This window comes from Magnetospirillum fulvum MGU-K5 (genome assembly GCF_000442515.1).
Lineage (GTDB): Bacteria > Pseudomonadota > Alphaproteobacteria > Rhodospirillales > Magnetospirillaceae > Phaeospirillum > Phaeospirillum fulvum_B.
On sequence record NZ_AQPH01000046.1, the window covers coordinates 1 to 21,976 of the forward strand.

The 21,976-nt window shown below is 63.6% G+C and carries 19 protein-coding genes and 1 pseudogene; 7 read left to right on the forward strand and 13 right to left on the reverse strand.

What is annotated here, in order from left to right:
• Window positions 1–71: 71 nt before the first annotated feature.
• The 3 genes from glk to K678_RS11755 form a co-directional block, all read right to left on the reverse strand.
• A complete protein-coding gene (gene glk, locus K678_RS11745; protein ID WP_021132674.1) occupies window positions 72–1,034 on the reverse strand; it encodes a glucokinase in 963 nt (320 codons plus the stop codon).
• A complete protein-coding gene (gene glgA, locus K678_RS11750) occupies window positions 1,031–2,506 on the reverse strand; it encodes a glycogen synthase GlgA (RefSeq protein WP_021132675.1) in 1,476 nt (491 codons plus the stop codon). The genes glk and glgA overlap by 4 nt, the downstream gene beginning before the upstream one ends.
• 99 nt (window positions 2,507–2,605) lie before the next feature.
• On the reverse strand, window positions 2,606–3,583 hold the full coding sequence (locus tag K678_RS11755; protein ID WP_021132676.1) for an ABC transporter ATP-binding protein: 978 nt from the start codon (window positions 3,581–3,583) through the stop codon (window positions 2,606–2,608).
• A gap of 58 nt (window positions 3,584–3,641) precedes the next feature.
• On the opposite strand from K678_RS11755, the gene K678_RS11760 reads away from it, so the two are divergent.
• Window positions 3,642–3,842, forward strand: coding sequence for a zinc-finger domain-containing protein (locus K678_RS11760; protein WP_021132677.1), 201 nt, complete (start codon window positions 3,642–3,644; stop codon window positions 3,840–3,842).
• Window positions 3,839–6,649 (forward strand): DNA polymerase I, encoded by a 2,811-nt coding sequence (polA, locus tag K678_RS11765; RefSeq protein WP_021132678.1) that lies wholly within the window; start codon window positions 3,839–3,841, stop codon window positions 6,647–6,649. The genes K678_RS11760 and polA overlap by 4 nt, the downstream gene beginning before the upstream one ends.
• On the opposite strand, the gene K678_RS17805 is transcribed toward polA, so the two are convergent.
• On the reverse strand, window positions 6,646–7,242 hold the full coding sequence (locus K678_RS17805; protein ID WP_021132679.1) for a hypothetical protein: 597 nt from the start codon (window positions 7,240–7,242) through the stop codon (window positions 6,646–6,648). The two genes, polA and K678_RS17805, sit on opposite strands and share 4 nt — an antisense overlap.
• A 206-nt stretch (window positions 7,243–7,448) precedes the next feature.
• On the opposite strand from K678_RS17805, the gene K678_RS11775 reads away from it, so the two are divergent.
• From K678_RS11775 to K678_RS11785, 3 genes are read left to right on the forward strand one after another with little or no spacing between them, the layout of a single operon-like run.
• Window positions 7,449–7,682 carry a FeoA family protein gene (locus tag K678_RS11775; protein ID WP_021132680.1) on the forward strand — a complete coding sequence of 78 codons (234 nt, stop codon included), beginning with the start codon at window positions 7,449–7,451 and terminating at the stop codon, window positions 7,680–7,682.
• 2 nt (window positions 7,683–7,684) lie between these two features.
• On the forward strand, window positions 7,685–10,006 hold the full coding sequence (gene feoB / locus K678_RS11780; RefSeq protein WP_021132681.1) for a Fe(2+) transporter permease subunit FeoB: 2,322 nt from the start codon (window positions 7,685–7,687) through the stop codon (window positions 10,004–10,006).
• An 11-nt stretch (window positions 10,007–10,017) separates the two neighbouring features.
• On the forward strand, window positions 10,018–10,263 hold the full coding sequence (locus K678_RS11785; protein ID WP_021132682.1) for a FeoC-like transcriptional regulator: 246 nt from the start codon (window positions 10,018–10,020) through the stop codon (window positions 10,261–10,263).
• A 141-nt stretch (window positions 10,264–10,404) separates the two neighbouring features.
• Here the strand turns inward: K678_RS11785 and K678_RS19520 are convergent, their stop codons facing one another.
• The 9 genes and pseudogenes from K678_RS19520 to K678_RS11825 all read right to left on the reverse strand — a co-directional run bounded on the left by K678_RS19520 (window position 10,405) and on the right by K678_RS11825 (window position 19,412).
• Window positions 10,405–10,962: a TolC family protein gene (locus K678_RS19520; RefSeq protein ID WP_231376251.1), complete on the reverse strand. Its 558-nt coding sequence runs from the start codon at window positions 10,960–10,962 to the stop codon at window positions 10,405–10,407.
• Between the two features lie 149 nt (window positions 10,963–11,111).
• Window positions 11,112–11,834 (reverse strand): annotated as a pseudogene (locus tag K678_RS11790) (TolC family protein); the annotation flags it as partial.
• Window positions 11,827–14,985 (reverse strand): efflux RND transporter permease subunit, encoded by a 3,159-nt coding sequence (locus tag K678_RS11795; RefSeq protein WP_021132683.1) that lies wholly within the window; start codon window positions 14,983–14,985, stop codon window positions 11,827–11,829. The pseudogene K678_RS11790 and the gene K678_RS11795, both read right to left, overlap by 8 nt.
• Window positions 14,986–15,062: 77 nt before the next feature.
• Window positions 15,063–16,277: an efflux RND transporter periplasmic adaptor subunit gene (locus K678_RS11800; RefSeq protein WP_021132684.1), complete on the reverse strand. Its 1,215-nt coding sequence runs from the start codon at window positions 16,275–16,277 to the stop codon at window positions 15,063–15,065.
• 182 nt (window positions 16,278–16,459) lie between these two features.
• The gene (locus K678_RS11805; protein WP_021132685.1) at window positions 16,460–17,083 is read right to left on the reverse strand and encodes a TetR/AcrR family transcriptional regulator; all 624 of its coding nucleotides are present in this window, start codon (window positions 17,081–17,083) and stop codon (window positions 16,460–16,462) included.
• Between the two features lie 69 nt (window positions 17,084–17,152).
• The gene (locus K678_RS11810) at window positions 17,153–18,016 is read right to left on the reverse strand and encodes a transglutaminase family protein (protein WP_021132686.1); all 864 of its coding nucleotides are present in this window, start codon (window positions 18,014–18,016) and stop codon (window positions 17,153–17,155) included.
• Window positions 18,017–18,051: 35 nt separating this feature from the next.
• Window positions 18,052–18,264: a hypothetical protein gene (locus tag K678_RS11815; protein ID WP_039852986.1), complete on the reverse strand. Its 213-nt coding sequence runs from the start codon at window positions 18,262–18,264 to the stop codon at window positions 18,052–18,054.
• A 42-nt stretch (window positions 18,265–18,306) separates the two neighbouring features.
• Entirely contained in the window at window positions 18,307–18,681 is a 375-nt protein-coding gene (locus K678_RS11820) for an antitoxin Xre/MbcA/ParS toxin-binding domain-containing protein (protein ID WP_021132688.1), read from the reverse strand.
• 140 nt (window positions 18,682–18,821) lie between these two features.
• Window positions 18,822–19,412 (reverse strand): UbiX family flavin prenyltransferase, encoded by a 591-nt coding sequence (locus K678_RS11825; protein ID WP_039852974.1) that lies wholly within the window; start codon window positions 19,410–19,412, stop codon window positions 18,822–18,824.
• Window positions 19,413–19,552: 140 nt separating this feature from the next.
• Between K678_RS11825 and K678_RS18240 the strand changes: the two genes are divergently transcribed.
• Together K678_RS18240 and K678_RS11830 are read left to right on the forward strand one after the other, a co-directional pair.
• Window positions 19,553–19,726 (forward strand): YdcH family protein, encoded by a 174-nt coding sequence (locus K678_RS18240; RefSeq protein WP_021132690.1) that lies wholly within the window; start codon window positions 19,553–19,555, stop codon window positions 19,724–19,726.
• 299 nt (window positions 19,727–20,025) lie between these two features.
• Window positions 20,026–21,942 carry a propionyl-CoA synthetase gene (locus K678_RS11830; protein ID WP_021132691.1) on the forward strand — a complete coding sequence of 639 codons (1,917 nt, stop codon included), beginning with the start codon at window positions 20,026–20,028 and terminating at the stop codon, window positions 21,940–21,942.
• The last annotated feature ends 34 nt before the right edge of the window (window positions 21,943–21,976 follow it).

Genomic DNA, 21,976 nt, shown 5'->3' on the forward strand with positions numbered 1-21,976 from the left:
AAATTGATGGTTGGCCGGTATGAGTCCAAGCGCCGTCTGAACGCGGCAGACTGCGGCGACAGTCTGCCGTTTCAGGCTACGTCGTCCGACCGTACCCGCGCGGCCAGACCGACGAACGCGGGCAGGGGATGGATAATCAGCCGGGTCGGGATTGCCGCCAGATAGGGCTGGAACCGGCCATGCGCCTCGAAGCGGGCGCGGAAGCCGGAATGCCGAAACGCCTCGGCCATCCGGGGCAGGATGCCTCCGGCCAGATAAACCCCGCCCAAGGCTCCAACGGTCAAAGCCAGATTTCCGGCGACGGTGCCCAGCATCGCGAAGAAGGTGTCGATTGTTTCGCGACAGATCGGGCACGACCCATCCAGGCCGTGGCCGGAGATGACGTCGGGAGTGCTGTACACCGCCTGATGGCCCGATAGCGCCGACAGCGCCTGATAGAGATTGACCAGCCCCTGACCCGACAGCAGACGCTCGGCTGAAACATGGTCGAACCGTTGCCGTAGCCAGTCGAGAATTGCCGCCTCGCGGGCATTGGCGGCGGCCATGGTGACGTGACCGCCTTCGGCTTCGAGCGGATACCAGGACGAACCGCAGGGCACCAGGGCCGAAACGCCCAACCCGGTTCCCGGCCCCAACACCGCGATGGTGCGGAGGGGCAGGGCGGTTCCGCCGCCGAGCGTTACCAGATGGTCCGGCTCAAGATGCGGGACCGCAAGAGCGACGGCGGTGAAATCGTTGATGACCTCCAAGCGGGAGAGGCCGAGTGCCTGACGGGTCTCCTCAATCGAGAAGGTCCAGGGCGAGTTGGTCATCGCGACCCGGTCGCCGCCCAACACCGAGGCGACGGCAAATGCACCCCGTACCGGGACGGCATCGCCGCCAAGGTCGGTCAGATAGGCCTTGGCCGCTTCGGCCGGACCGGCATAATCGGCACAGCGATAGGTTTCCGGCCGGACCAATCCGGTTTCGGTGACAAGGGCAAAGCGGGCGTGGGTCCCCCCGATATCGGCGACCAGCGAGACGTCCGACCTCATGCCGACAGGGCCTTCCGGGCGGCGATCAGGTCGGTATAGAGAGCCTGATAGCGCTCGGCCGAACGGCCCCAACTGAAATCCTGGCTCAGACCGGCTTCGACGATCCGCCGCCAGCGGTCGGAATCGGCGAACAACGCGACCGCCCGTTCGATTGCCCACTGGAACGCCCCGGCGTTCGAATGTTCGAATACAAAGGCATTGGCGGTGCCGGTCATCAGCGAATCATAGCTGGTATCGATCAGGGTATCGGCCAGTCCGCCGGTGACATGACCGATCGGAACGGTGCCGTAGCGGAACGCGTAGAACTGGGTCAGCCCGCACGGTTCAAAGCGCGAGGGGATCAGCAGCATGTCGCCGCCCGCCATCAGCCGGTGAGCCAATTGCTCGGAATAGCCGATCCGCACCGCCACCTGATCGGGGTGGGCGGCGGCGGCGGCCTTGAACGCCTCTTCCAGATCGCGGTCACCAGTGCCCAGCACCGCGACCTGAGCGCCCAGGCCAAGGATCGCTGGCAGCACCGCCAGCAGCAGATCCATGCCCTTTTGCTCGGTCAGGCGGGTGACGACCACCAGCAGCGGTGCGCCGGGACGAGGGGGCATCCCCAGTTCGGCCAGCAGGGCGGCCTTGTTCGCGGCCTTGCCTGCCCCGTCGCCGCGCGGGAAGGGATGGGCGAGATGGGAATCGGTGGCCGAATCCCACACCTGATAATCCGCCCCGTTCAGAATGCCGGTCAGATCGGTGGCGCGGGTGGCCAGCAAGCCTTCCATCCCATAACCGAAGGCCGGGGTTTGAATCTCGCGGGCATAACGCGGGCTGACCGTGGTCAGGCGGTCGCTATAGAACAGCCCCGCCTTCAGGAAGGACAGGTTGTCATAATATTCGAACCCGTCGATCCCATACATCTCGGGCGGCAGGCCCAGGCGGGTGACGAGATCGGGGGCGAACCGGCCCTGATAGGCGATGTTGTGGATGGTAAACACCGTCCCGGCCCGGTTGGCCGATCCCCATGCCTTCAGCCACGCCGGGGCAAGGCCGGTTTGCCAGTCGTTACAATGCAGAATTTGGGGGCGCCAGGCGACGGGGCTGGCCTCGGTCGCCAACAGCGCCGCTGCCCAGGACAGCAGGCCAAAGCGCAGGCCGTTATCGGGCCAGTCGCGGCCTTGGGAATCCGAATAGGGACCGCCGACGCGGTCGAACAGAACCGGGCAATCAAGCAGCCACACCGTCAATCCCGATCCAGGCATCCGCCCTTCGATCAGCACGGCCTCGCCATCGACGCCCAGCGGGTCGCCCAGCCGGGTCAGTTCGCGCCGGTCTACAATTCCTGCCAGCGCGGCGGGATAGCCGGGCATCAGAATGCGGACATCATGTCCAGCCTCGGCCAGCGCAATCGGCAGGGCGGAGGAGACATCAGCCAACCCGCCGGTCTTGACCAGTGGAAAGACTTCCGAAGAAGTAAACAGCACCCGCATCGCCGCCTCCCTTACGGAGGGTATCCGATCCCTCCAGGCCACACCCTATCCCGTATCGGGCACAGGGTCGAGTGCGGGGTTACCCGAGTAATTGTTTCTTTAGCCCTGGACCGGACGCGACGAGGTCAGTTGCAGGAAGATGTCCTCAAGGTCGGTCTCTTCGGTTGACAGATCGGCGATTGTCAGACGGGCGGCGGCGATGGCATCGAGGATGCGGCCGACCGGAATGGCCGAGGGACGATAGCGGATCACGATCTGGCGCGGGGCGCGCAATTCGGGCGCAAACGGAGCCAGTTCCGGCGGGATCGTGTCGAGGTCGCGGTCGAGCGTGACCAGCAGCGCCTTGCCGTCGATCCGCTTCAACAGGTTGGCGGTGGTGTCGAGCGCGGCGAGACGACCCTGATTGATGATCGCGATCTGGTCGCACAATTGCTCGGCTTCTTCGAGATAATGGGTGGTGAGCAGGATCGTCGTCCCCCGCTCGTTCATCCCGCGAATCGCTTCCCACAGATGCTGACGCAGTTCGATATCGACCCCGGCGGTCGGTTCGTCCAGCACCAGGATCGGCGGATTGTGGACCATCGCCTTCGCCACCAGCAGGCGACGGCGCATCCCGCCCGACAAAGTGCGGGCATAGGAATCCGCCTTGTCGGCCAGCCCGACGATGTCCAAAATCTCCATCGTGCGGCGTTCGGATTTCGGTACCCCGTACATCCCGGCCTGGACGTCGAGCAATTCGCGTGGGGTAAAAAAGGCGTCGAGGTTCAGTTCCTGCGGCACCACCCCGATCGCGGCCTTGGCTCCGCGCGGGTCGCGGTCGATATCGCGGTCCCACACCCGGACGCTTCCGCTGCTTTTCAGCACCAGCCCGGCCAGGATGTTGATGAAGGTGCTTTTGCCCGCGCCGTTGGGGCCAAGCAGGCCGAAGAACGAGCCGCGCGGCACCGACAGCGAGATGCCGTCCAGCGCCCGCTTGCCGCCGCGATAGACCTTGACCAGCCCGTCGGCGCTGAGCGCGGCGTCGGGCAAAGCGGGGACGGGGGCGGCGGATTGAGAGTTTGTTTGAACCATGGCCATCAATGGGTATCATTCGGGCTAGGTTCCTGTCCACCGACCGATATCGGGGTCTCCTGACATGCTTGCCCGTGAATCCACCTCGTTGACCGAGGCCGTCACCGTTTCTTCCACTCCGGTTGCCTGCGATGGCGACGTCGCGTCCGACCTGGGCCATCCCCGCGTCTTCCTCGACATCCCCCAGGGTGGCAGCGCGGTTTGTCCCTATTGCTCGCGCGAATTCGTCCTGGCCGAGGGTGCCTCGTCCGGCCAGGGGCATTGAGCGCGGTGACTGAGTCTGCCGCCAGCCTGCGCCACCTCGTTCTGATCGACGGGTCCGGCTTCATCTTCCGCGCCTTCCACGGCCTGCCGCCGATGACGCGGAGCGACGGAACCCCGGTCAATGCCGTCTATGGTTTCACCACGATGCTGCTGAAGCTGTTGAACGACAGCGCGGCCGATCACATCGCGGTGATTTTCGACAGTTCGCGCAAGACCTTCCGCACCGATCTGTATCCGGAATACAAGGCGCACCGTCCGCCGCCGCCCGAGGAATTGGTGCCGCAATTTCCACTGGTGCGCGAGGCGGTGCGGGCGTTCGATGTTGCCTGTATCGAGATGGAAGGATTCGAGGCCGACGATCTGATCGCCGCCTATGCCCGCGCCGCGACCCTTCAGGGGGCCACGGTCACGATCGTCTCGTCCGACAAGGATCTGATGCAGTTGGTCGGCGACCGGGTCGCGATGTTCGATCCGATGAAGAACCGCACCATCGGCCCGGACGAAGTGTTCGAGAAGTTCGGCGTCGGGCCGGAGCGGGTGGTTGATGTCCAGGCATTGTGCGGCGATGCCGCCGATAATGTGCCGGGCGTGCCGGGGATCGGGATCAAGACCGCCGCCCAATTGATTGGGGAATATGGCGATCTTGAGACGTTGCTGGCCCGCGCCGGCGAGATCAAGCAGCCCAAGCGTCGCCAGACCCTGATCGACAATGCCGCGATGGCGCGTCTGTCGCGCGATCTGGTCAAATTGCGCGACGACATGGATTTGCCCGAGCCGGTCTCTGCGCTGGCAGTGCGGGCGCTGGTGCCCGAGCGTCTGGCCGCCTTCCTCGCCGAGCAGGGCTTTCGCTCGCTGATCAACCGGCTCGACCTCAAGGCTCCGCCGCGTCCGCCCGTCGCCTCGGTCCCGGTCTCGGCGAGCGCAGCGGAAGCGGCCCCGGCTCCGGCGGGATTTAGCCGCGATCAGTACGAACTGGTGCTCGATCTGGACACGCTCGATCGCTGGATCGCGGCGGCGATCGAGGCCGGAATTATCGGCTTTGACACCGAGACGGATTCGCTCGATTCGATGCGCGCCCGTCTGGTCGGCGTTTCGCTGGCGGTGGCGCCCGGCCGGGCCTGCTACATCCCGGTGATCCACAATCCGCCAGCGGCGCAGGGCAGCCTCGATTTCGGCGATGCTTCGGCCGAGAGTGCTGGGCCAAAGCCGATCCCGGCCGACCAGATTCTGGCTCGGCTGGCTCCGCTGCTGGCCGATCCTTCGGTGCTGAAGGTCGGCCATAACATCAAATACGACATGCAGGTGCTGGCCAGTCTGGGGGTGCCGGTTACTCCGATCGACGACACCATGCTGCTGTCCTACGTGCTGGACGGGGCCAGCCACGGTCACGGCCTGGACGAACTGGCACAATTGCATCTCGGTCACACCAATATCAGCTTCTCGGAGGTGTGCGGGACCGGCAAGTCTCAGATCACCTTTGACCGGGTTCCCCTTGAAAAGGCTCGGGATTACGCCGCCGAGGATGCCGATGTGACGCTCCGGCTCCACCAGCTTCTGAAGCCGCGCCTGCTGGCTGAGAAAATGGTTGAAGTCTATGAGACGCTGGAACGGCCGCTGATTCCGGTGATCGTCGCGATGGAGCGGGCCGGGCTGAAGGTCGACCGTGCGTTCCTTCAGGCGCTGTCCGAGGATTTCGGCCGCCGTCTCGCCGATCTTGAAGCCGAGGTGATCGCGCTCAACGGCGGCGAGGCGTTCAATCTGGCGTCGCCCCAGCAATTGGGCAAGGTGCTGTTCGAGACGTTGAACCTGCCCGGCGGCAAGAAGACCAAGACCGGGCAATGGGCCACCGGGGCAGACATCCTGGAAGAACTGGCGCCGCTGCATCCGCTCCCGGCCCGGCTGCTCGACTGGCGTCAGCTTGCCAAGCTGAAAAGCACCTACACCGATGCCCTGGTTGCCCAGATCAATCCGGCGACCGGGCGGGTTCATACCAGCTTCTCGCTGGCGGCGACCACCACCGGGCGGCTGTCCTCGTCCGATCCCAATCTCCAGAACATCCCGATCCGGACCGAGGAAGGGCGCAAGATCCGCCGTGCCTTCATCGCCGAACCGGGCTTCTGCCTGATCTCGGCCGATTATTCCCAGATTGAGTTGCGACTGGTCGCCCATGTCGCCGGGATCGAAGGGCTGCGCACCGCCTTTGCCGAGGGCCGCGACATCCACGCCATCACCGCGTCCCAGGTGTTCGGGGTGCCGTTGGAGGCGGTGGATTCGTCGCTGCGCCGCCGCGCCAAGGCGATCAATTTCGGCATCATCTATGGGATCAGCCCGTTCGGGCTGGCGGCGCAACTGGGGATTCCCCAGGGCGAGGCCAAGGCCTATATCGAGGCCTATTTCGGCCGCTATCCCGAAATCCGCGCCTTCATGGAGCAGACCAAGGAAGAAGCCCGGACCCATGGCTTTGTCCGCACCCCGTTCGGCCGCAAGGTCTTCACGCCGGGGATCAAGGACAAGAACGGGGCCGCCCGTGCCTTTGCCGAGCGCGCCGCGATCAACGGACCGATCCAGGGCGGGGCCGCCGATATCATCAAGCGGGCGATGGTCCGTCTGCCCGCCGCGCTGGTCGAGGCCGGGATGACGGCGCGGCTGCTGCTCCAGGTCCATGACGAACTGGTGCTGGAAGCGCCCGAGGCCGAAGCCGAGGCGACGATTGCCGTGGTCCGTCGGGTGATGGAAGGAGCGGCCTGCCTGTCGGTGCCGCTGCTGGTCGAAGCCGCCGCCGCCCCCAGTTGGGACGAGGCGCATTAGCCGCGTGCGTCAAATGTGACGCATGCGCGATCAGCGGCCATTGCGGCCGCGGCCAAGCGGGCGGATGCCCGCGCCCGGCGAGGGGCAATGATAAAGCCTGAGCGCCGTGTCTCATATTTGAGGCACGGCGCTCTGAGCGCGGAGCGCTTTTTTATCTGATCCGATAATGTCCGTGACAGCCGGTGCAGGCGACAGTGATGTCGCTGATCGCCCAGGCGACTTCGCGCATGCTGGCGTAATCTCGGGCGTGGTCGGCTTTTTTTCGCCGCGTTCGCGAACCGGGTTGCGGCGGCCCGCAGCGCATCCTTTGCCCCCAGCATTTCGGGGGGGAACCAGTCGGTGATCGCCGCTTCCCCCTCGGGATTGCTAAAGCGCAGCCGTTGGTCGGCGACCCGGGCCGCTTCGGTAAAGCGCTCGGACGCGACGTGCGAGATGATCGTGTCCAGCGCGACCAGATGGTCTTGCATGTTCATCAGCAGGCTTTCTTGAACTTGGGGCGGCATTGTCACCAATTCCCGCAGGTCCTGGGCCTGCCCCGCCGCCGGTGCCGCAGCCAGAGCCACAGCGGCTAGTCCGATTGCAATCGCGCGCATAGCGTTTCCCCCTCTTTGATCCTCTCGGCCCGACATCATCGCTCGGTCGGCGGCGAGTGTCGATCGTGCGATAAAATTGCGAGTGAGCCGCACCCGCAACCGTCTTGACCCTGCAAACTTTGCGGAATACCCTCGCGCCAAGATGAGTGTGACTCGCAACATCATTTGCATTCTAAAGGCTGCCGCCGACCAGGGGAGTTTGAAAAATGGACATCAGCGTCCAGGATCTGAAACCGGGCGATTCCGCTCGAATCACCGGCTTTGCCCACGGTGATCGCGACTACCGTCAGAGACTTCTGGCGATGGGGCTGACCCCCGGCGTGTCGTTCCGGGTGACGCGGGTCGCGCCCCTGGGCGACCCGGTGGAAATCTCGGTGCGGGATTTCACCCTGACCCTGCGCCGCAACGAGGCGGCAATTCTTAAGGTCGAGAGGGCATAAGCATGGATCATGTGATCGCCATTGCCGGCAATCCCAATTGCGGCAAGACCACCTTGTTCAACGCCTTGACCGGCTCGACCCAGAAAGTCGGCAATTGGCCGGGGGTGACGGTTGAAAAGAAGGTGGGGTCCTATCGTTTCGACGGTCTCACCTACACCCTGGTCGATCTGCCCGGCGTCTATATGGTCGGCGGAGTGACCCAAGGGTCGGAGGATGAGCGGGTTGCCCGCGATTACATCCTGTCCGGCGAGCCGGAACTGGTCGTCAATATCGTCGATGGCTGCAATCTCGAACGCAACCTGTACCTCACCGCCCAATTGTTAGAAATGCGGGTGCCGGTCGTGGTGGCGGTCAACATGATGGACATTGCCGCCCGCCACGGCATCACCGTCGATCTGGCGGCGCTGTCGCGGGTGCTGGATTGCCCGGTGGTGCCGCTGATCGCCAGCCGTCAGAAAGGCATCGCCGATCTGAAGGGGGCGATTGCCCGCGCAATCGACGCCAAGCGGATTCCCCAAGCCCGCCCGGGGCAGAGCGCGGCGGTGGCGCAGGCGGTGAACGAGCTGTCCAAATCGCTGGCAGAGGCGGCGGCGGCGCGCAAGGTCGATCCGTCCTGGGCGGCGTTGAAGCTGATCGAAGGCGATGCCTTCGCCGAAGCCCTGGCCGGGGGCAAGCTGGATGGCGAGGTGATCGGGCATCGGACCGCGATCGAGGATGCGTGCGGCGACGAAGCCGACATCATCATTGCCGATGGGCGCTTTGCCTTTGTCGCCGAAATCATGGCGGCGGCGGTCACGCGCAAGCGGCGGATGTCGAAGACCCTGTCGGCCCGGATCGATCAGGTGGTGCTGAACCGCTATCTCGGCGTGCCGGTCTTCCTGTTCGCGATGTATCTGATGTTCCTGTTCACCATCAATATCGGCGGCTCCTTCATCGATTTCTTCGATCAGACCTTCGCCGCGGTGCTGGTTGACGAGGTGTCGGAGGGGCTGGCCGCGATCGGAACCCCCGATCTGGTGATCGCCCTGGCCAAGGGTCTGGGCAGCGGTATTCAGACGGTGGCAACCTTTGTCCCGGTGATCGCCTGCCTGTTCCTGTTCCTGTCGTTCCTGGAAGATTCGGGCTATATGGCCCGCGCCGCGTTTGTGATGGATCGGGCGATGCGCTCGATCGGCTTGCCCGGCAAGTCGTTCGTGCCCCTGATCGTCGGCTTTGGCTGCAATGTCCCCGCGATCATGGCGACCCGCACCCTGGAAAGCCGTCGCGACCGTATCTTGACGATCATGATGGCGCCGTTCATGTCGTGCGGGGCCCGTCTGCCGGTGTTTGCCCTGTTTGCCGCCGCGTTCTTCCCCGAGAACGGTCAGAACGTGGTGTTCGGGCTGTATCTGCTGGGACTGGTCTTTGCGGTGATGACCGGGCTGTTGCTGAAATCGACCCTGTTGCCGGGCGAGCCGACCCGCTTCGTGATGGAATTGCCGCCCTATCATATGCCGACCCTGCGCGGCATCGTGATCCAGGCGTGGCAGCGCCTGCGCGAGTTCATCTTCCGGGCCGGCCGCATCATCGTGCCGATGGTGATGATCCTCAGCTTCTTCAACACGATGGGAACCGACGGTAGCTTTGGCAAAGAAAACACCCGCGAGTCCGTGCTGGCCTCGGCCAGTCAGGTGATTACCCCGTTGTTCCATCCGATTGGCTTGAACGACGAGAATTGGCCTGCCGCGGTGGGGCTGTTCACCGGCATTTTCGCGAAGGAAGCGATTGTCGGAACTCTGAACGCGCTCTATTCCCAGATCGACGGCGATCAGGCCGCCCCGGCCGAGGCGCCGCCGGCCCCGACCCTGGCCGAGAAGCTTGAAGGCGCGGTGATGACCATTCCGCACAAGCTGGCCAAGGTCGCGGATTCGCTCGCCGATCCGCTGGGCATCAACATTTCCTATGTCGGCGATTCCGAAGCCGCCGCCACCGAACTGAAGGTCACCGGCAGCGTGTTCGGGGCGATGGTCGCCCGCTTTGACGGTGTCGCCGGTGCTTTTGCCTACATGCTGCTGATCCTGCTGTACACCCCGTGCATTGCCGCCTCGGGCGCGATCCGCCACGAATCCGGCGGGGCGTGGACGGCGTTCGCCGCCGTCTGGACGACGACACTGGGCTATGTCTCGGCGGTCGCGTTCTATCAGGCGGCGACCTTCGCGCGCGATCCGGTGACCGCGACGGGCTGGCTGGTCGGGTGCGGGGTGACGATCACGGCCGGGATCACGTTGATGTGGTTGGCGGGGCGGCGTCAGGTCCGCCGCTTGACCATGGCTGCGGCGGAATAGGAGGGCGTCCGATGCTGACGATGCGGTCCGTGCGCGATTATCTGGCCGAAAGCGGGCAGGTGTCGCTTGGCGATATTGCCGTTCATTTCGAATCCTCGCCCGAAGCGGCTCGGCAGGTTCTCGACCAATGGGTAGCGAAGGGCAAGGTGCGGCGGAGCGAGCAGGGCGGTACGTGTGGCAAGGCGGGGGCTTCCTGCTGCTGCGCGGCCAAGCCGCAGGAGGTCTATGAATGGACCGGGGTGCCATCCCCCTCCTGATCGCCTACGACCGTTTCGTGTCACGGCACTAACCGAATCCCGGCGAGATAGTTTCATCTCGCCGGGATTTTGGCGCGCGCCCCATGGCGCTGGAGGCAAGGGTTTCTTCGATCTCCGCCCGCCGATCTGTGCAGCTTGGAATTATGGGGTCGTGATGTCCTCACGCCAGCCGCCTCCGGCGGCGGCATAGATACTGACAAGGCCACGGCGCAGATCGGCGTCAGACGTGGCTTGGGCGGCTTCGGCCTCCAGCAGATTCCGTTGGGCGACCAATACGTCGAGCAAGCCGGTATAGCCGTTGGCGTATTGGTTGTGGGCGAGATCGACGGCGCGGCGGTTCTGGGCAACGCCTCGGGTCAGGGAAAGGTTGCGCGTCGACTCGTGACCATAGCCGGACAGGGCATTTTCCATGTTCTCCAGCGCATTGAGAATCGTTTGCTGATAGGTCAGAAACGCCTGTTTCTGAACGGCGTCGGCGGCGTCGATCTGGGATTCGATCCGGCCGAAATTCAGCACCGGCTGGACCAGACGAACGCCCAGTCCCCACGGATTGGTCGTCAATTGGGTCGCGGTCTGAATCCCGAACAGGGCGGACAGCGAGATATCGGGAAACAATTCAGCGCTGGCGGCATCGCGGGCCGACAGGCTGGCGGCGTAGCGGCGCTCGGCGGCGCGGATGTCGGGACGGCTGGCCAGCACCTTGGCCGGAGCCGCCACCACAATCCGGGGGTCGGGCGTGGGCGCGTCTTGGGTCGGGACCAGCACCGCGTCGCGGCTGCCGGGGGGTGCCCCAGCAAGACCGCGAGGCGGTTAAGGGCGACGTCGCGCGCGGTTTCCCAGGCCGGGACCATCGCTTCGGTCGCCGAGACCTGGGCGGCGGCCCGCTGAACGTCGAAATCGCTGGCCATCGCTCCCTGCTGCTGAACCTTGATCAGGTCGAGAGTCTGTTTCTGGGTCTCAAGGTTCTGGCGGGTCAGGTCGATCTGGCGCTGGGCGTTGCGCAGATCGAAATAGCTGCGGGCGATATCGGCCAGCAGACCGACCCGGACTCCCTGGCTGGTGGCCTCTTCGGACTCCAGGATGGCGGTGGCTTCGGCGGTCCGGGCCTGAGCGCGGCCGAACAGGTCCAGTTCCCATGTCGCCTGAAGACCGATATCGGAGCTGTTGATACTCTTGCCGTTGGTGGCGGTGCCCTGGTTGGCGCGCTGGCTGCTGCCGACGATCTCGACATTCGGCCATAATTTCGCCTGGGCGACGCCACGCTGGGCCCGCGCTTCCTCGACACGGGCCTTGGCGATCTGAAGCGTCCGGTTGTTGGCCAGCCCTTCGGCGATCAGCGCGTCCAGCGTCGGGTCGTTGAAATGATGCCACCAGGCCTGTTCGACCTCGGCCTCCGGGGCCGAGGCCAGCGGGGCGCCGAGATCGGTTCCCCGGGCCGGGCTTCCGGTCAGTCGATTCCAGAGTGACGGAGTCGCGATCCCGGACTCTTGACGATCAACCGGACTGGTGCAGCCGCCCAGCACAAGGGCGGTCAACAGCATCGCCAGCGGCGCGTGGATCCGATCAGACATGGTGGTGCACCTTTTCGGTTCTGGTGACGCGCTTTTCCAGCGCCCGCAGGAGGACGTAGAAGACCGGGGTCAGGACCAATCCGAATGCGGTGACCCCCAGCATTCCGAAGAACACCGCGATCCCCATCGCGTGCCGCATCTCGGCACCGGGGCCCGATGACAGCACCAGCGGCACTACCCCCATGATGAAGGCGATCGAGGTCATCAGGATCGGACGCAGCCGCAGCCGGGCCGCCTCGATCGCGGCGGGTAGCGTCGCCAATCCGCCGATCTCGAGTTCACGGGCGAACTCGACGATCAGAATCGCGTTCTTGCAGGCCAGACCAATCAGCACGAACAGACCGATCTGGGTAAACATGTTGTTGTCACCGCCGGTCAGCCACACCCCGGCGATCGCCGACAACAGGCACATCGGGACGATCAGAATGATCGCGGCGGGGAGGAACAGGCTTTCGTACTGCGCGGCCAGCACCAGGAAGACCAGCAGAACGCAGATGGGAAACACCAGCATCGTCGTGTTGCCGGACAGGATTTGCTGATAGGTCAGCTCGGTCCATTCAAAGCTCATCCCCTTGGGCAGGGTGTCGTTCAAAATCTGGGTGATCGCGATCTGGGCCTGCCCGGTCGAATAGCCCGGAGCGGGGGCGCCGTTGAGGTCGGCCGAACGAAAGGCGTTGTAACGCATTGCACTGTCGGGGCCGGTGGTTTCCAAAACGCGGACGACCGAGCCCAACGGCACCATCCGTCCCTCGAAATTGCGGGTTTGCAGGGTGAGAATATCGTCCGGCTTCGAGCGGAACTGGCGGTCGGCCTGAGCGATCACCTGATAAGTGCGTCCGAACCGATTGAAATCGTTGATGTAAAGTGACCCCAGATAAATCTGCATCGTGTCGAACACATCCTGGACGTCGAGGCCAAGCTGGGCGGCCCGAGTCCGGTCGAGATCGGCATAGAGTTGAGGCGCGCTGATCTTGTAGCTGGAGAACACTCGCGACAGTTCGGGGGCGTGGGCCGCCTTGGCCTGAACCGCTTTCAGGGCGGCGTCGAGGGCTTCGTAGCCCTGGTCGGTGCGGTCCTCGATCTGAAGCTTGAACCCGCCGATGGTGCCCAGTCCCTGGACCGGCGGCGGCGGGAAGATCGCGACGAACGCGTTTTGAAGCCCCAGATATTTTTGCTGAAGCCGCTGCGAGATCGCGGCGCCGGACAGATCGGCCGTCTGTCGTTCCTCGAACGGTTTCAGGATCACGAAGACGATGCCCGCCGACGGGCTGTTGATGAAGCCGTTGATCGACAGGCCGGGGAACGAAACCGCGCTTTCGACCCCCGGCTCCTTCAAGGCGATCTCGGACATTTCCCGGATCACGCTTTCGGTCCGCTCCAGCGTCGCCCCATCGGGCAATTGGGCAAAGCTGACCAGATATTGCTTGTCCTGAGTGGGGACAAAGCCGGGCGGAACCTGCTGGAAGCCGAGATAGGTCGCCCCCAGCAGCAGGGCATACACCACCAGCGCCAGCGATTTGCGTCCCAGGATCGCGGTGACGCTGCGGCCATAGCGCACCGACCCGCCTTGGAAGACGCGATTGAAGCCGTGGAAGAACCGGCCCAGTACCCGGTCCATGCCACGGGTCAGCCAATCCTTCGGCGCATCGTGTCCGCGCAACAGGATCGCCGACAGCGCGGGCGATAGGGTCAGGGAATTGAAGGCCGAGATGACGGTGGAAAAGGCGATGGTCAGGGCGAACTGGCGATAGAACTGCCCGGTCAATCCGCTGATGAAGGCGATGGGGACGAACACCGCGCACAGCACCAGCGCGATGGCGATGATCGGGCCGGTGACTTCTCGCATCGCTTTCAAGGTGGCGTCGCGGGGCGACAGCCCGGCCTCGATGTTGCGTTCGACATTTTCGACCACGACGATGGCGTCATCGACGACGATGCCGATCGCCAGCACCAGCCCGAACAGCGACAGGGCGTTGATCGAGAACCCGAACGCATACATCACGGCGAAGGTGCCGACGATCGAGATCGGCACTGCCAGCAGCGGGATGATCGACGCCCGCCAGGTCTGGAGGAACAGGATCACCACCAGCACGACCAGCGCCACCGCTTCGAGCAGGGTATGCACCACCGCCTCGATCGAGCCACGGACGAACACGGTGGGGTCATAGACGATCCGGTAATCCAGTCCTTCCGGGAAATGCTTCTTCAGTTCGGCCATGGTGGCGCGAACCTGATTGGAAATCTCGATCGCGTTGGAGCCGGGGGCTTGGAACACCGGGATCGCCACGGCGGGCTTGTTGTCGAGCAGCGAGCGCAGGCCGTATTGCGCGGCGTCGATTTCGATCCGCGAGACGTCTTTCAGGCGGGTGATGGTTCCGGCCTCGCGCCGAATGACGATTTCCCCGAATTGCTCGGCATCGGTCAGGCGGCCTTCGGCATTGATCGGCAATTGCAACTCGACACTGTCGCCATAGGGCGGCGCGCCGATGACACCGGCCGACACCTGGACGTTCTGACGGCGGATCGCGGTAACGACCTCGTCGGCGGTCATGCCGCGTTCGGCCACCTTTTGCGGGTCGAGCCAGATGCGCATCGCGTAATCGCCCGAGCCGAACATGTTGACGCTGCCGATCCCCTGAATCTTCGCCAACTGATCCTTGACGTTCAGCAGCGCGTAATTGCGCAGATAAAGCATGTCGTAGCGTTCGTTGGGCGAGGTGAGGTGGACCACCATCGTCAGGTCGGGCGAGCTTTTGACTGTGGTCACGCCCAATTGACGGGTTACCTCGGGCAGGCGCGGCAAGGCCTGATTGACCCGATTCTGCACCAATTGGGTGGCCAGATTGGCATCGGTGCCGAGCTTGAAGGTAACGGTCAGGGTCAAGGTGCCGTCGCTGGCGGCCTGCGAGAACATGTAGAGCATGTTCTCGACGCCGTTGATCTGCTCCTCCAGCGGGGTGGCGACGGTCTGGGCGATCACCTTCGGGTTGGCGCCGGGGAATTGGGCTTTGACGACCACCGATGGCGGCACAATCTCGGGATATTCCGAAATCGGCAATTGGACCATCGCAACCAGCCCGGCGAGCAGGATAACAATCGAGATCACGCCAGCAAAAATCGGGCGATCAATGAAGAATTTGGACAGAGTCATGGCGTGTCTGATCCGCAAGGGGTCGAGAGCCGGGGGGATGCCGGTTCCGCCACAGGGGAACCGGCACGGGCTGCTGTTTAGGGTCGGCTGGTGAAATTGGTCGCCAGAGCGTGTTTCGGCACGGCCAGGGCGGCTTCCTTGACCGCGACGGTGACGTCAGGGCGAATATGCTGAAGCCCATCGACAATCACCCGGTCGCCGGGGGTGAGGCCGCCCAGGACGATCCGCTGGTCATCGACCTGAGCGCCCAGGGAAACCTCGCGGTAGGCCACCTTGTCGTTTTGGCCGACGACATAGACGAACCGCTTGCTCTGGTCGTTGCCGATCGCCCGTTCCTGTACCAGCAGGGCTTCCTTGGCGGCACCGCTGCCGACCTTGACCGAGACGAACATCCCCGGCATCAGCGCGCCGTCGCGATTGGCAAAGCGGGCCCTGGCCCGGATGGTTCCCGAGGCGGTATCAATCCGGTTGTCGAAGCTATCGATGGTGCCGACATAGGGATGGGAGTCATCTCCCTGCACCGTCACCTGAACCGGAATGGTGCGCTCTTCGCTCCGGTTGGCGGTCTGGCCGCGAATGCTTTTCAGGTAGGTCTGTTCGTCCACCTGGAAGTCGGCATAGATCCCGTTGTCCGACACGATCGATGTCAAGACCGGCGCTCCGGCCCCGGCTTGGACCAGATTGCCCAAGGTGACTTCGGCGCGGCTGACCCGCCCCGAAATCGGTGCCTTCACATAAGCGTGCTCCAGATTGATCCGGGCCTGCTTCAGGTCGGCCTCGGCGACCAGAATCGCGGCGGCGGCGACCTTGTCGGCATTGGCGCGCTCGTCATACAGCCGCTGGGCGATCGCCTGATTTCTGACCAGATTGACCGCGCGGTCCAACTCGGTCCGGGCAAACGCGGCATTGGTCCGCGCCGAGGCCAAATTGGCTTCGGCCCGCGCCACCGCCGCTTCGTAAGGAGCCGGCGCGATCACGAACAGAACGTCTCCGGCCTTGACGGTCTGACCGTCGCTGATCCGCACCGAGGTGATGCGGCCGCTGACCTCGGGACGAATTTCGGCGAAATCGACCGCCCGCATCCGGCCGGAAAACGACGACCAGACCTGAACCGGGCGGGACGCCACCGTCTGTACCGTTACCGGAACCGCCGGAGCGGCCGCCGCGACGACGCTTTGGGCCTGGGCTGGGTCGCCGCCGCGTACCGCCGCCACGGCACCGACGAGGGCGATCAGGGCAACCGAGCCCAGGAGCAGGGCCCGCTTTCGATCGACGGTGTGAAACTTGCGCATGGCTCTCTCCTCCAAAAGGACAGGTCGGGAGCGAGGGGGGACTCGCGTTATGTAGTTGACCAGTCGGTCTAATTAAGGGGCTAAAAAAAACGCCTCGCGGCGGTTCTCAACACAGGGGAGGGGGCTCCCCGACGTGACCTAAATGGACTCTCGTCCCGGCTGGGGCCGGGGGAAAGGGGGACTCAGGCGGCTTTGGTCGTCGATCCTTCGACCCCCAGCAACAGCAGCAAACCGGGCTTCAGATCGCGTTCCAGCGCGGACAAATCGTTCTGAATCCGCGCGATCATCATCTGGCCCAAGGCATAGGTGTATATTTCCTGGGCCTTGGTCTTGACGTCGGTGGTCGCGGGCAACAGACCATCGGCGACCATATCGCGCAGCGCATTCTCGTAATACCGCTCCTGCCGGTGGGCGATATCATCGAATTTGGCGCGGATTCCCACTTCCTGACCGGCCATTTCCGATCCAAGCGAGGCGCAGGGACAGCCGCAGACCTGACCGTAATTTTGTGTCGCTTCGATCTGCTTGGCCAAGATGAAGTCGGCCAGTCGTTCGAACCGTTGCACCGGCGGGGTGTCGGCCGAAAAAATGCTGTCATAGATCGGCTTTGCCTCGGCAAAGGATTCTTCCATTGCCGCGATTGCCAGATCCACCTTGGACGGGAAGAAGTGGTAAAAGCTGCCCTTCTTCACCCCAGCCGCCTTGCAGATGTCATCGACGCTGACCGATCCATAGCTGTTGGTCCAGATCAGTTCGAGCGCGGTATCGATCAACGTCTGCTTGGTATTGGGCGACGGCCGGCCCATGGCGGACCTCCTGAGATCATCTCGTTGCTATTGATATAGCCTGTTTGACCGTTCAGTCAAGAGGGTTGGTCAGGCGGTGACGCGGACATCGACGCTCATCCCAACAAACACTTCGGGCAGCCCCTGATAGCTGCCGACAATCGGGGCGACCTGGGAAATCTCGCGGGCCACCGCGACCGGGATCAGATTATGGCCGCCGACGCCGCGATTGGTCGGGTCGAAGGTGATCCAGCCCGCGCCGGGAACATAGATTTCCGCCCAGGCGTGGGTCGATCCGCTCCCCGATGATCCGATCAGGCAGCCGTCCGGATCGAACAGATAGCCCGAAACGATCCGCGCGCCAAATCCCAGGCAGCGCGCCGCCTCGGCGAACAGCACGGCGAAATCGCGGCAGGCCCCACTGCCGCGCTCCAGTGTCTCAATCGGTGTCTGGGTGCCCTCGTCGTCACGGCTGCGATAGGCGACCCAGGCCGACACTCCGGAACACAGATCCTTGAGCAGAGACAGGGTATCGGTCGGATTGCTGTGAATGAAGCCGCGCGCCCAATTGGCCACCCGTCCGCCCGGATCGGGTGATTGCCGCACGGTCAGCGCGCCAAGGTCGGTCCAGTCCTGATCGGTGTAGAGAAAGGGATAGGAAATCGCTTCGGCGGCAATCGTGAAGATCGGGAAGGGCACGGCGTGCAGTTCGATCGTCAGATGGCTTTCGATGCACAGGGTATCGCTGGGGGCAGTAAAGCTGGCCATCGCGACCGCATTGCCGAACACATCCTCGGCCCAGGTCACCGCAGCGGCCGGTGTGGCGGTCAGCTCAAGCGAACGCAGGCGCAGATCGCAGCTTTCGCGTGGCCGGAGCATCAGCCGATGCGGTCCAAGTACAACCGGGCGGCGGTAGCGATAGGTGGTGCGGTGGTGAATCTGCAATGACAGCATGGAACAACCCCGCGCTCGCCCGATCGGGGCGAAAACTATTTCCGGGCTTTGGCCGATGGCGCGATGTGGTTGAGGGCGGCATCCTTGAAGCCCTGGCTCCAGCGTTCCCGCTCGTCCTCGGCCAGGTGGGGGTTCAGCCGTTCTCCCGCCGCTGCGATCTCGACCGGATTGTCGGCGGTGCAATTTCCACCCGCCCGCCATCCGCTGGCATAGATGCGGCTGAGTTGAAACGGGGTGCTTTTGGTCATGATGTCCCCCATGCGGAACCCGTTAACGAAAAATCTCAGATGTTAAGGCGACTTAGGCGGCTCTGCCGCCGTGCGCAGTTTCAGGTAATCATCAACGGCGATCAGATCGGCCAGATCACCCGAAGCCATTCGCGCCAACGGGGTGCGATTGCCAAACAGGGGAATCGGCTGGTGCAGCCACACCGTGCCCGCTTCCGGGGTGTTGCGTAATTGTTTGAAGATCGAGGCGATCGCCCCCAGGCGCTTGATGACGTCGGAGGTCATCCCGCCCAACTCGCCCGCCCGCCAATCGGTCAATTGAGTTCCAAAAGGAAACCCCAGAATGCCGCGCAGTTCGGGTTCGGACAGCCGCCAATGATCGAGAATGCGGAAAATGCTCGCCACGCCCTGGGCCAAGTGTTCTTTCGTCTCGAACATCGAACCAACACGCTCCGAATTCCGGGCCGCTATTGTGCGACCCCCCAATACTCTATGCCATATGGGATCGCTCCGGCGAAAATTCATCGCCAGAGGCAAAATGAGTGGAGCAGACGTGCACGATCCGGTGGCCCGGCGGATTATTCTCCGCTCGGTTCTCCCCAGCGGCGCAGGGTGCCGCAATCCAGTCCGAACAGATCGAGCGCCCGCCCGGCGGTGTGTTCGACCAGATCGTCCAGGTTTTGCGGCCGGGCATAGAACCCCGGCACCGGTGGGGCGATCACCGCTCCCATTTCGGTCAGGTTCAGCATCGTGCGCAGATGACCGGCATGAAGTGGGGTTTCCCGCACCATCAGGACCAGACGGCGGCGTTCCTTCAAGGTGACGTCGGCGGCCCGGGTCAACAGCGAGGTGGTCACCCCGCTGGCGATCTCGCTCATCGTCCTGATCGAACAGGGTGCGACGATCATCCCCAGGGTGCGGAACGATCCCGACGCGGGCGGGGCGGCGATATTGTCGACGGAATGCGCGAAGGTGGCCAGCGCCCGGACCTGATCGGCGGTCAGGTCGCTTTCATAGCCCAGGGTGATTTCGGCGGCGCGACTCATCACCAGATGAGATTCCACGCCTATTCGTCGCAGCATCTCTAGGATTCTAATTCCATAGATGGTGCCCGAGGCGCCGCTCAGTCCCACGATCAGGCGGGGAGGGGGAGGGGTCAAGGCCGACATTCCTGCATAGGGTAGGGTCTTTCCTGTGGCTTGGTGAATAAGATTAGCCCTCATGATCGGTTAGGGCAATTTCCCTGCTGACAACCCCGGTGCGCGGAGCATAAGCTTTCCCGGTTACCCATCGTGAAGGGAGGGCTTTGATGAGCGTTCAAAACCGTATCGAGTCCCTGAAAGCTAAGCATGCCGCGCTTGAGTCCGCGATCGAGACCGAGGTCAAGCGCCCGATTCCCGACAATGCTCATCTTCACGACCTGAAACGCAGAAAACTTCTCATCAAGGATGAGATGAGCCGTATCGGCTCCCCGATCCACTAATCGACGGGTGGGCCGCCCACATCATCCTGCCGCGAAAATGGCCGGGTGGTGGCCCAATCCATTCGGGCAGGCGGCCCGCTTTTTCATCCCACCCCAAAGTGTGGCTTCGGCCGGCGGAGTGATCCGTTGGCCCCCGGGGTCAGAGCGGCATCCTGCTTGGTTTTTCGCCCTCTGAACCCTCCTTTTGCAAAACCGCCCGGTTTGCGGCATCTTACCCACTCGCCCAGAGGGGGAAGGCGTCTCCACGACCGAGGAAAAAAGACGCCGACTGGTAGAAAACAGAGAGGAACACGTTCGATATGACCAATCCGTATCAACAAGCCTTTGACATGTCGCTGAAGGACCCGGAGGGGTTCTGGGGAGAGGCGGCGCAGGGCATTCACTGGGACAAGCCCTGGGACAAGGTTCTCGACGACAGCAAGGCGCCGTTCTATCGCTGGTTCGTCGGGGCGGAGACCAATACCTGTTTCAATGCGGTTGATCGTCATGTCGCCGACGGGCGCGGCGATCAGGCCGCAATCATCTATGATAGCCCGGTCAGCGGGTCCAAGCGCATCATCACCTATTCCGAGTTGCAGGATCAGGTGTCGCGGCTGGCGGGTGGTCTGGCCGATCTGGGCGTGACCAAGGGCGACCGTGTTCTGCTCTATATGCCGATGATCCCCGAAGCGGTGGTGGGGATGCTGGCGATGGCGCGCCTCGGCGCGATCCACACCGTGGTGTTCGGCGGCTTCGCTCCCAGCGAGTTGGCTACCCGGATCAACGATGCCGCGCCGAAGGTGATCCTGACCGCGTCGTGCGGGATCGAGGGCAGCCGCGTCCTTCCCTACAAGCCGATGCTGGATCAGGCGATCGATCTGTCGAGCCACAAGCCGGGCCACACCGTGGTCTATCAGCGTCCGCAGGTCGCCGCCGAACTGAAGCCCGGCATCGATCTCGACTGGACCGCGCTGTGTGCCGCCTCGGCCCCGCATGCCTGCGTCACGGTGAAGGCGACCGATCCGCTCTATATCCTCTACACCTCGGGCACCACGGGTCAGCCCAAGGGTGTCGTCCGTGACAATGGCGGCCACATGGTGGCGCTGAAATGGACGATGAGCGCCATTTACGACATCAAGCCGGGCGAAGTGTTCTGGGCTGCGTCGGACGTGGGTTGGGTCGTTGGCCATTCCTATATCTGCTATGCCCCGCTGCTGCACGGTGCCACCACCGTTGTGTACGAAGGCAAGCCGGTTGGAACCCCCGATGCCGGTGCGTTCTGGCGGGTGATCGCCGAATACAAGGTGTCGGCTCTGTTCACCGCGCCGACTGCCTTCCGCGCCATCAAGCGCGAAGACCCCGATGCGACGCTGCTGAAGCAGTACGATCTGTCCTCGCTGCGCACCTTGTTCCTGGCGGGCGAGCGGTCGGACCCCGACACGATCAATTGGGCCGCGTCCAATCTGAAGGTGCCGGTGATCGACCATTGGTGGCAGACCGAGACCGGCTGGGCGATTGCCGCCAATTGCATGGGCCTGCATCAGTTCCCGGTCAAGCCGGGGTCGCCGACCAAGCCGGTTCCCGGTTGGGGTCTGGAAGTGCTCGACGAAAGCCATCAGCCGTGCGAACCGGGCAAGGTCGGCTCGCTGGTGGTGAAGCTGCCGCTGCCTCCGGGTGCCCTGGTCACCCTGTGGAACGCCGATCAGCGGTGCCACGACAGCTATTACGCTGAATTCCCCGGCTATTATAAGACCGCCGACGCCGGTTATATCGACGAAGACGGCTATGCCTATGTCATGGCCCGCACCGACGACATCATCAACGTCGCCGGTCACCGTCTCTCGACCGGGGCGATGGAAGAAGTGCTGGCCAGCCATCCCGACGTCGCCGAATGCGCCGTGATCGGCGTTGCCGATCAGTTGAAGGGCCAGTTGCCGCTTGGGTTCGTCTGCCTGAAAGCGGGCGTGACCAAGAATCACGATCAGCTGATCAAGGAAGTCGTCCAGTTGGTCCGTGAACGGATCGGGCCGGTCGCCGCCTTCAAGACCTGCACCGTCGTTGCCCGTCTGCCCAAGACCCGCTCGGGCAAGATTCTGCGCGGCACGATGCAGAAGATCGCCGATAACCAGGACTTCAAAATGCCTGCGACGATCGACGATCCGGCGATCCTCGACGAAATCGAGGAATCGCTCGAAAGCGTCGGTTACGCCAAGGCGCGCAAGGAAGGCGGCCAGTAAATCCGACCGGGGCAAGCTTGAACCGGGGGCGTTC

Coding starts and splice junctions, on each gene's coding strand:
- K678_RS11815 (WP_039852986.1), bottom strand. CDS start 18,264: ATGACCAAAAGCACCCCGTTTCAACTCAGCCGCATCTATGCCAGCGGA.
- K678_RS11805 (WP_021132685.1), bottom strand. CDS start 17,083: ATGGGCCGGCCGTCGCCCAATACCAAGCAGACGTTGATCGATACCGCG.
- K678_RS11775 (WP_021132680.1), top strand. CDS start 7,449: ATGGACATCAGCGTCCAGGATCTGAAACCGGGCGATTCCGCTCGAATC.
- feoB (WP_021132681.1), top strand. CDS start 7,685: ATGGATCATGTGATCGCCATTGCCGGCAATCCCAATTGCGGCAAGACC.
- K678_RS11755 (WP_021132676.1), bottom strand. CDS start 3,583: ATGGCCATGGTTCAAACAAACTCTCAATCCGCCGCCCCCGTCCCCGCT.
- glgA (WP_021132675.1), bottom strand. CDS start 2,506: ATGCGGGTGCTGTTTACTTCTTCGGAAGTCTTTCCACTGGTCAAGACC.
- K678_RS11825 (WP_039852974.1), bottom strand. CDS start 19,412: ATGTCGGCCTTGACCCCTCCCCCTCCCCGCCTGATCGTGGGACTGAGC.
- glk (WP_021132674.1), bottom strand. CDS start 1,034: ATGAGGTCGGACGTCTCGCTGGTCGCCGATATCGGGGGGACCCACGCC.
- K678_RS11810 (WP_021132686.1), bottom strand. CDS start 18,016: ATGCTGTCATTGCAGATTCACCACCGCACCACCTATCGCTACCGCCGC.
- K678_RS11830 (WP_021132691.1), top strand. CDS start 20,026: ATGACCAATCCGTATCAACAAGCCTTTGACATGTCGCTGAAGGACCCG.
- K678_RS11795 (WP_021132683.1), bottom strand. CDS start 14,985: ATGACTCTGTCCAAATTCTTCATTGATCGCCCGATTTTTGCTGGCGTG.
- K678_RS17805 (WP_021132679.1), bottom strand. CDS start 7,242: ATGCGCGCGATTGCAATCGGACTAGCCGCTGTGGCTCTGGCTGCGGCA.
- K678_RS11785 (WP_021132682.1), top strand. CDS start 10,018: ATGCTGACGATGCGGTCCGTGCGCGATTATCTGGCCGAAAGCGGGCAG.
- K678_RS11800 (WP_021132684.1), bottom strand. CDS start 16,277: ATGCGCAAGTTTCACACCGTCGATCGAAAGCGGGCCCTGCTCCTGGGC.
- K678_RS11820 (WP_021132688.1), bottom strand. CDS start 18,681: ATGTTCGAGACGAAAGAACACTTGGCCCAGGGCGTGGCGAGCATTTTC.
- K678_RS11760 (WP_021132677.1), top strand. CDS start 3,642: ATGCTTGCCCGTGAATCCACCTCGTTGACCGAGGCCGTCACCGTTTCT.
- K678_RS18240 (WP_021132690.1), top strand. CDS start 19,553: ATGAGCGTTCAAAACCGTATCGAGTCCCTGAAAGCTAAGCATGCCGCG.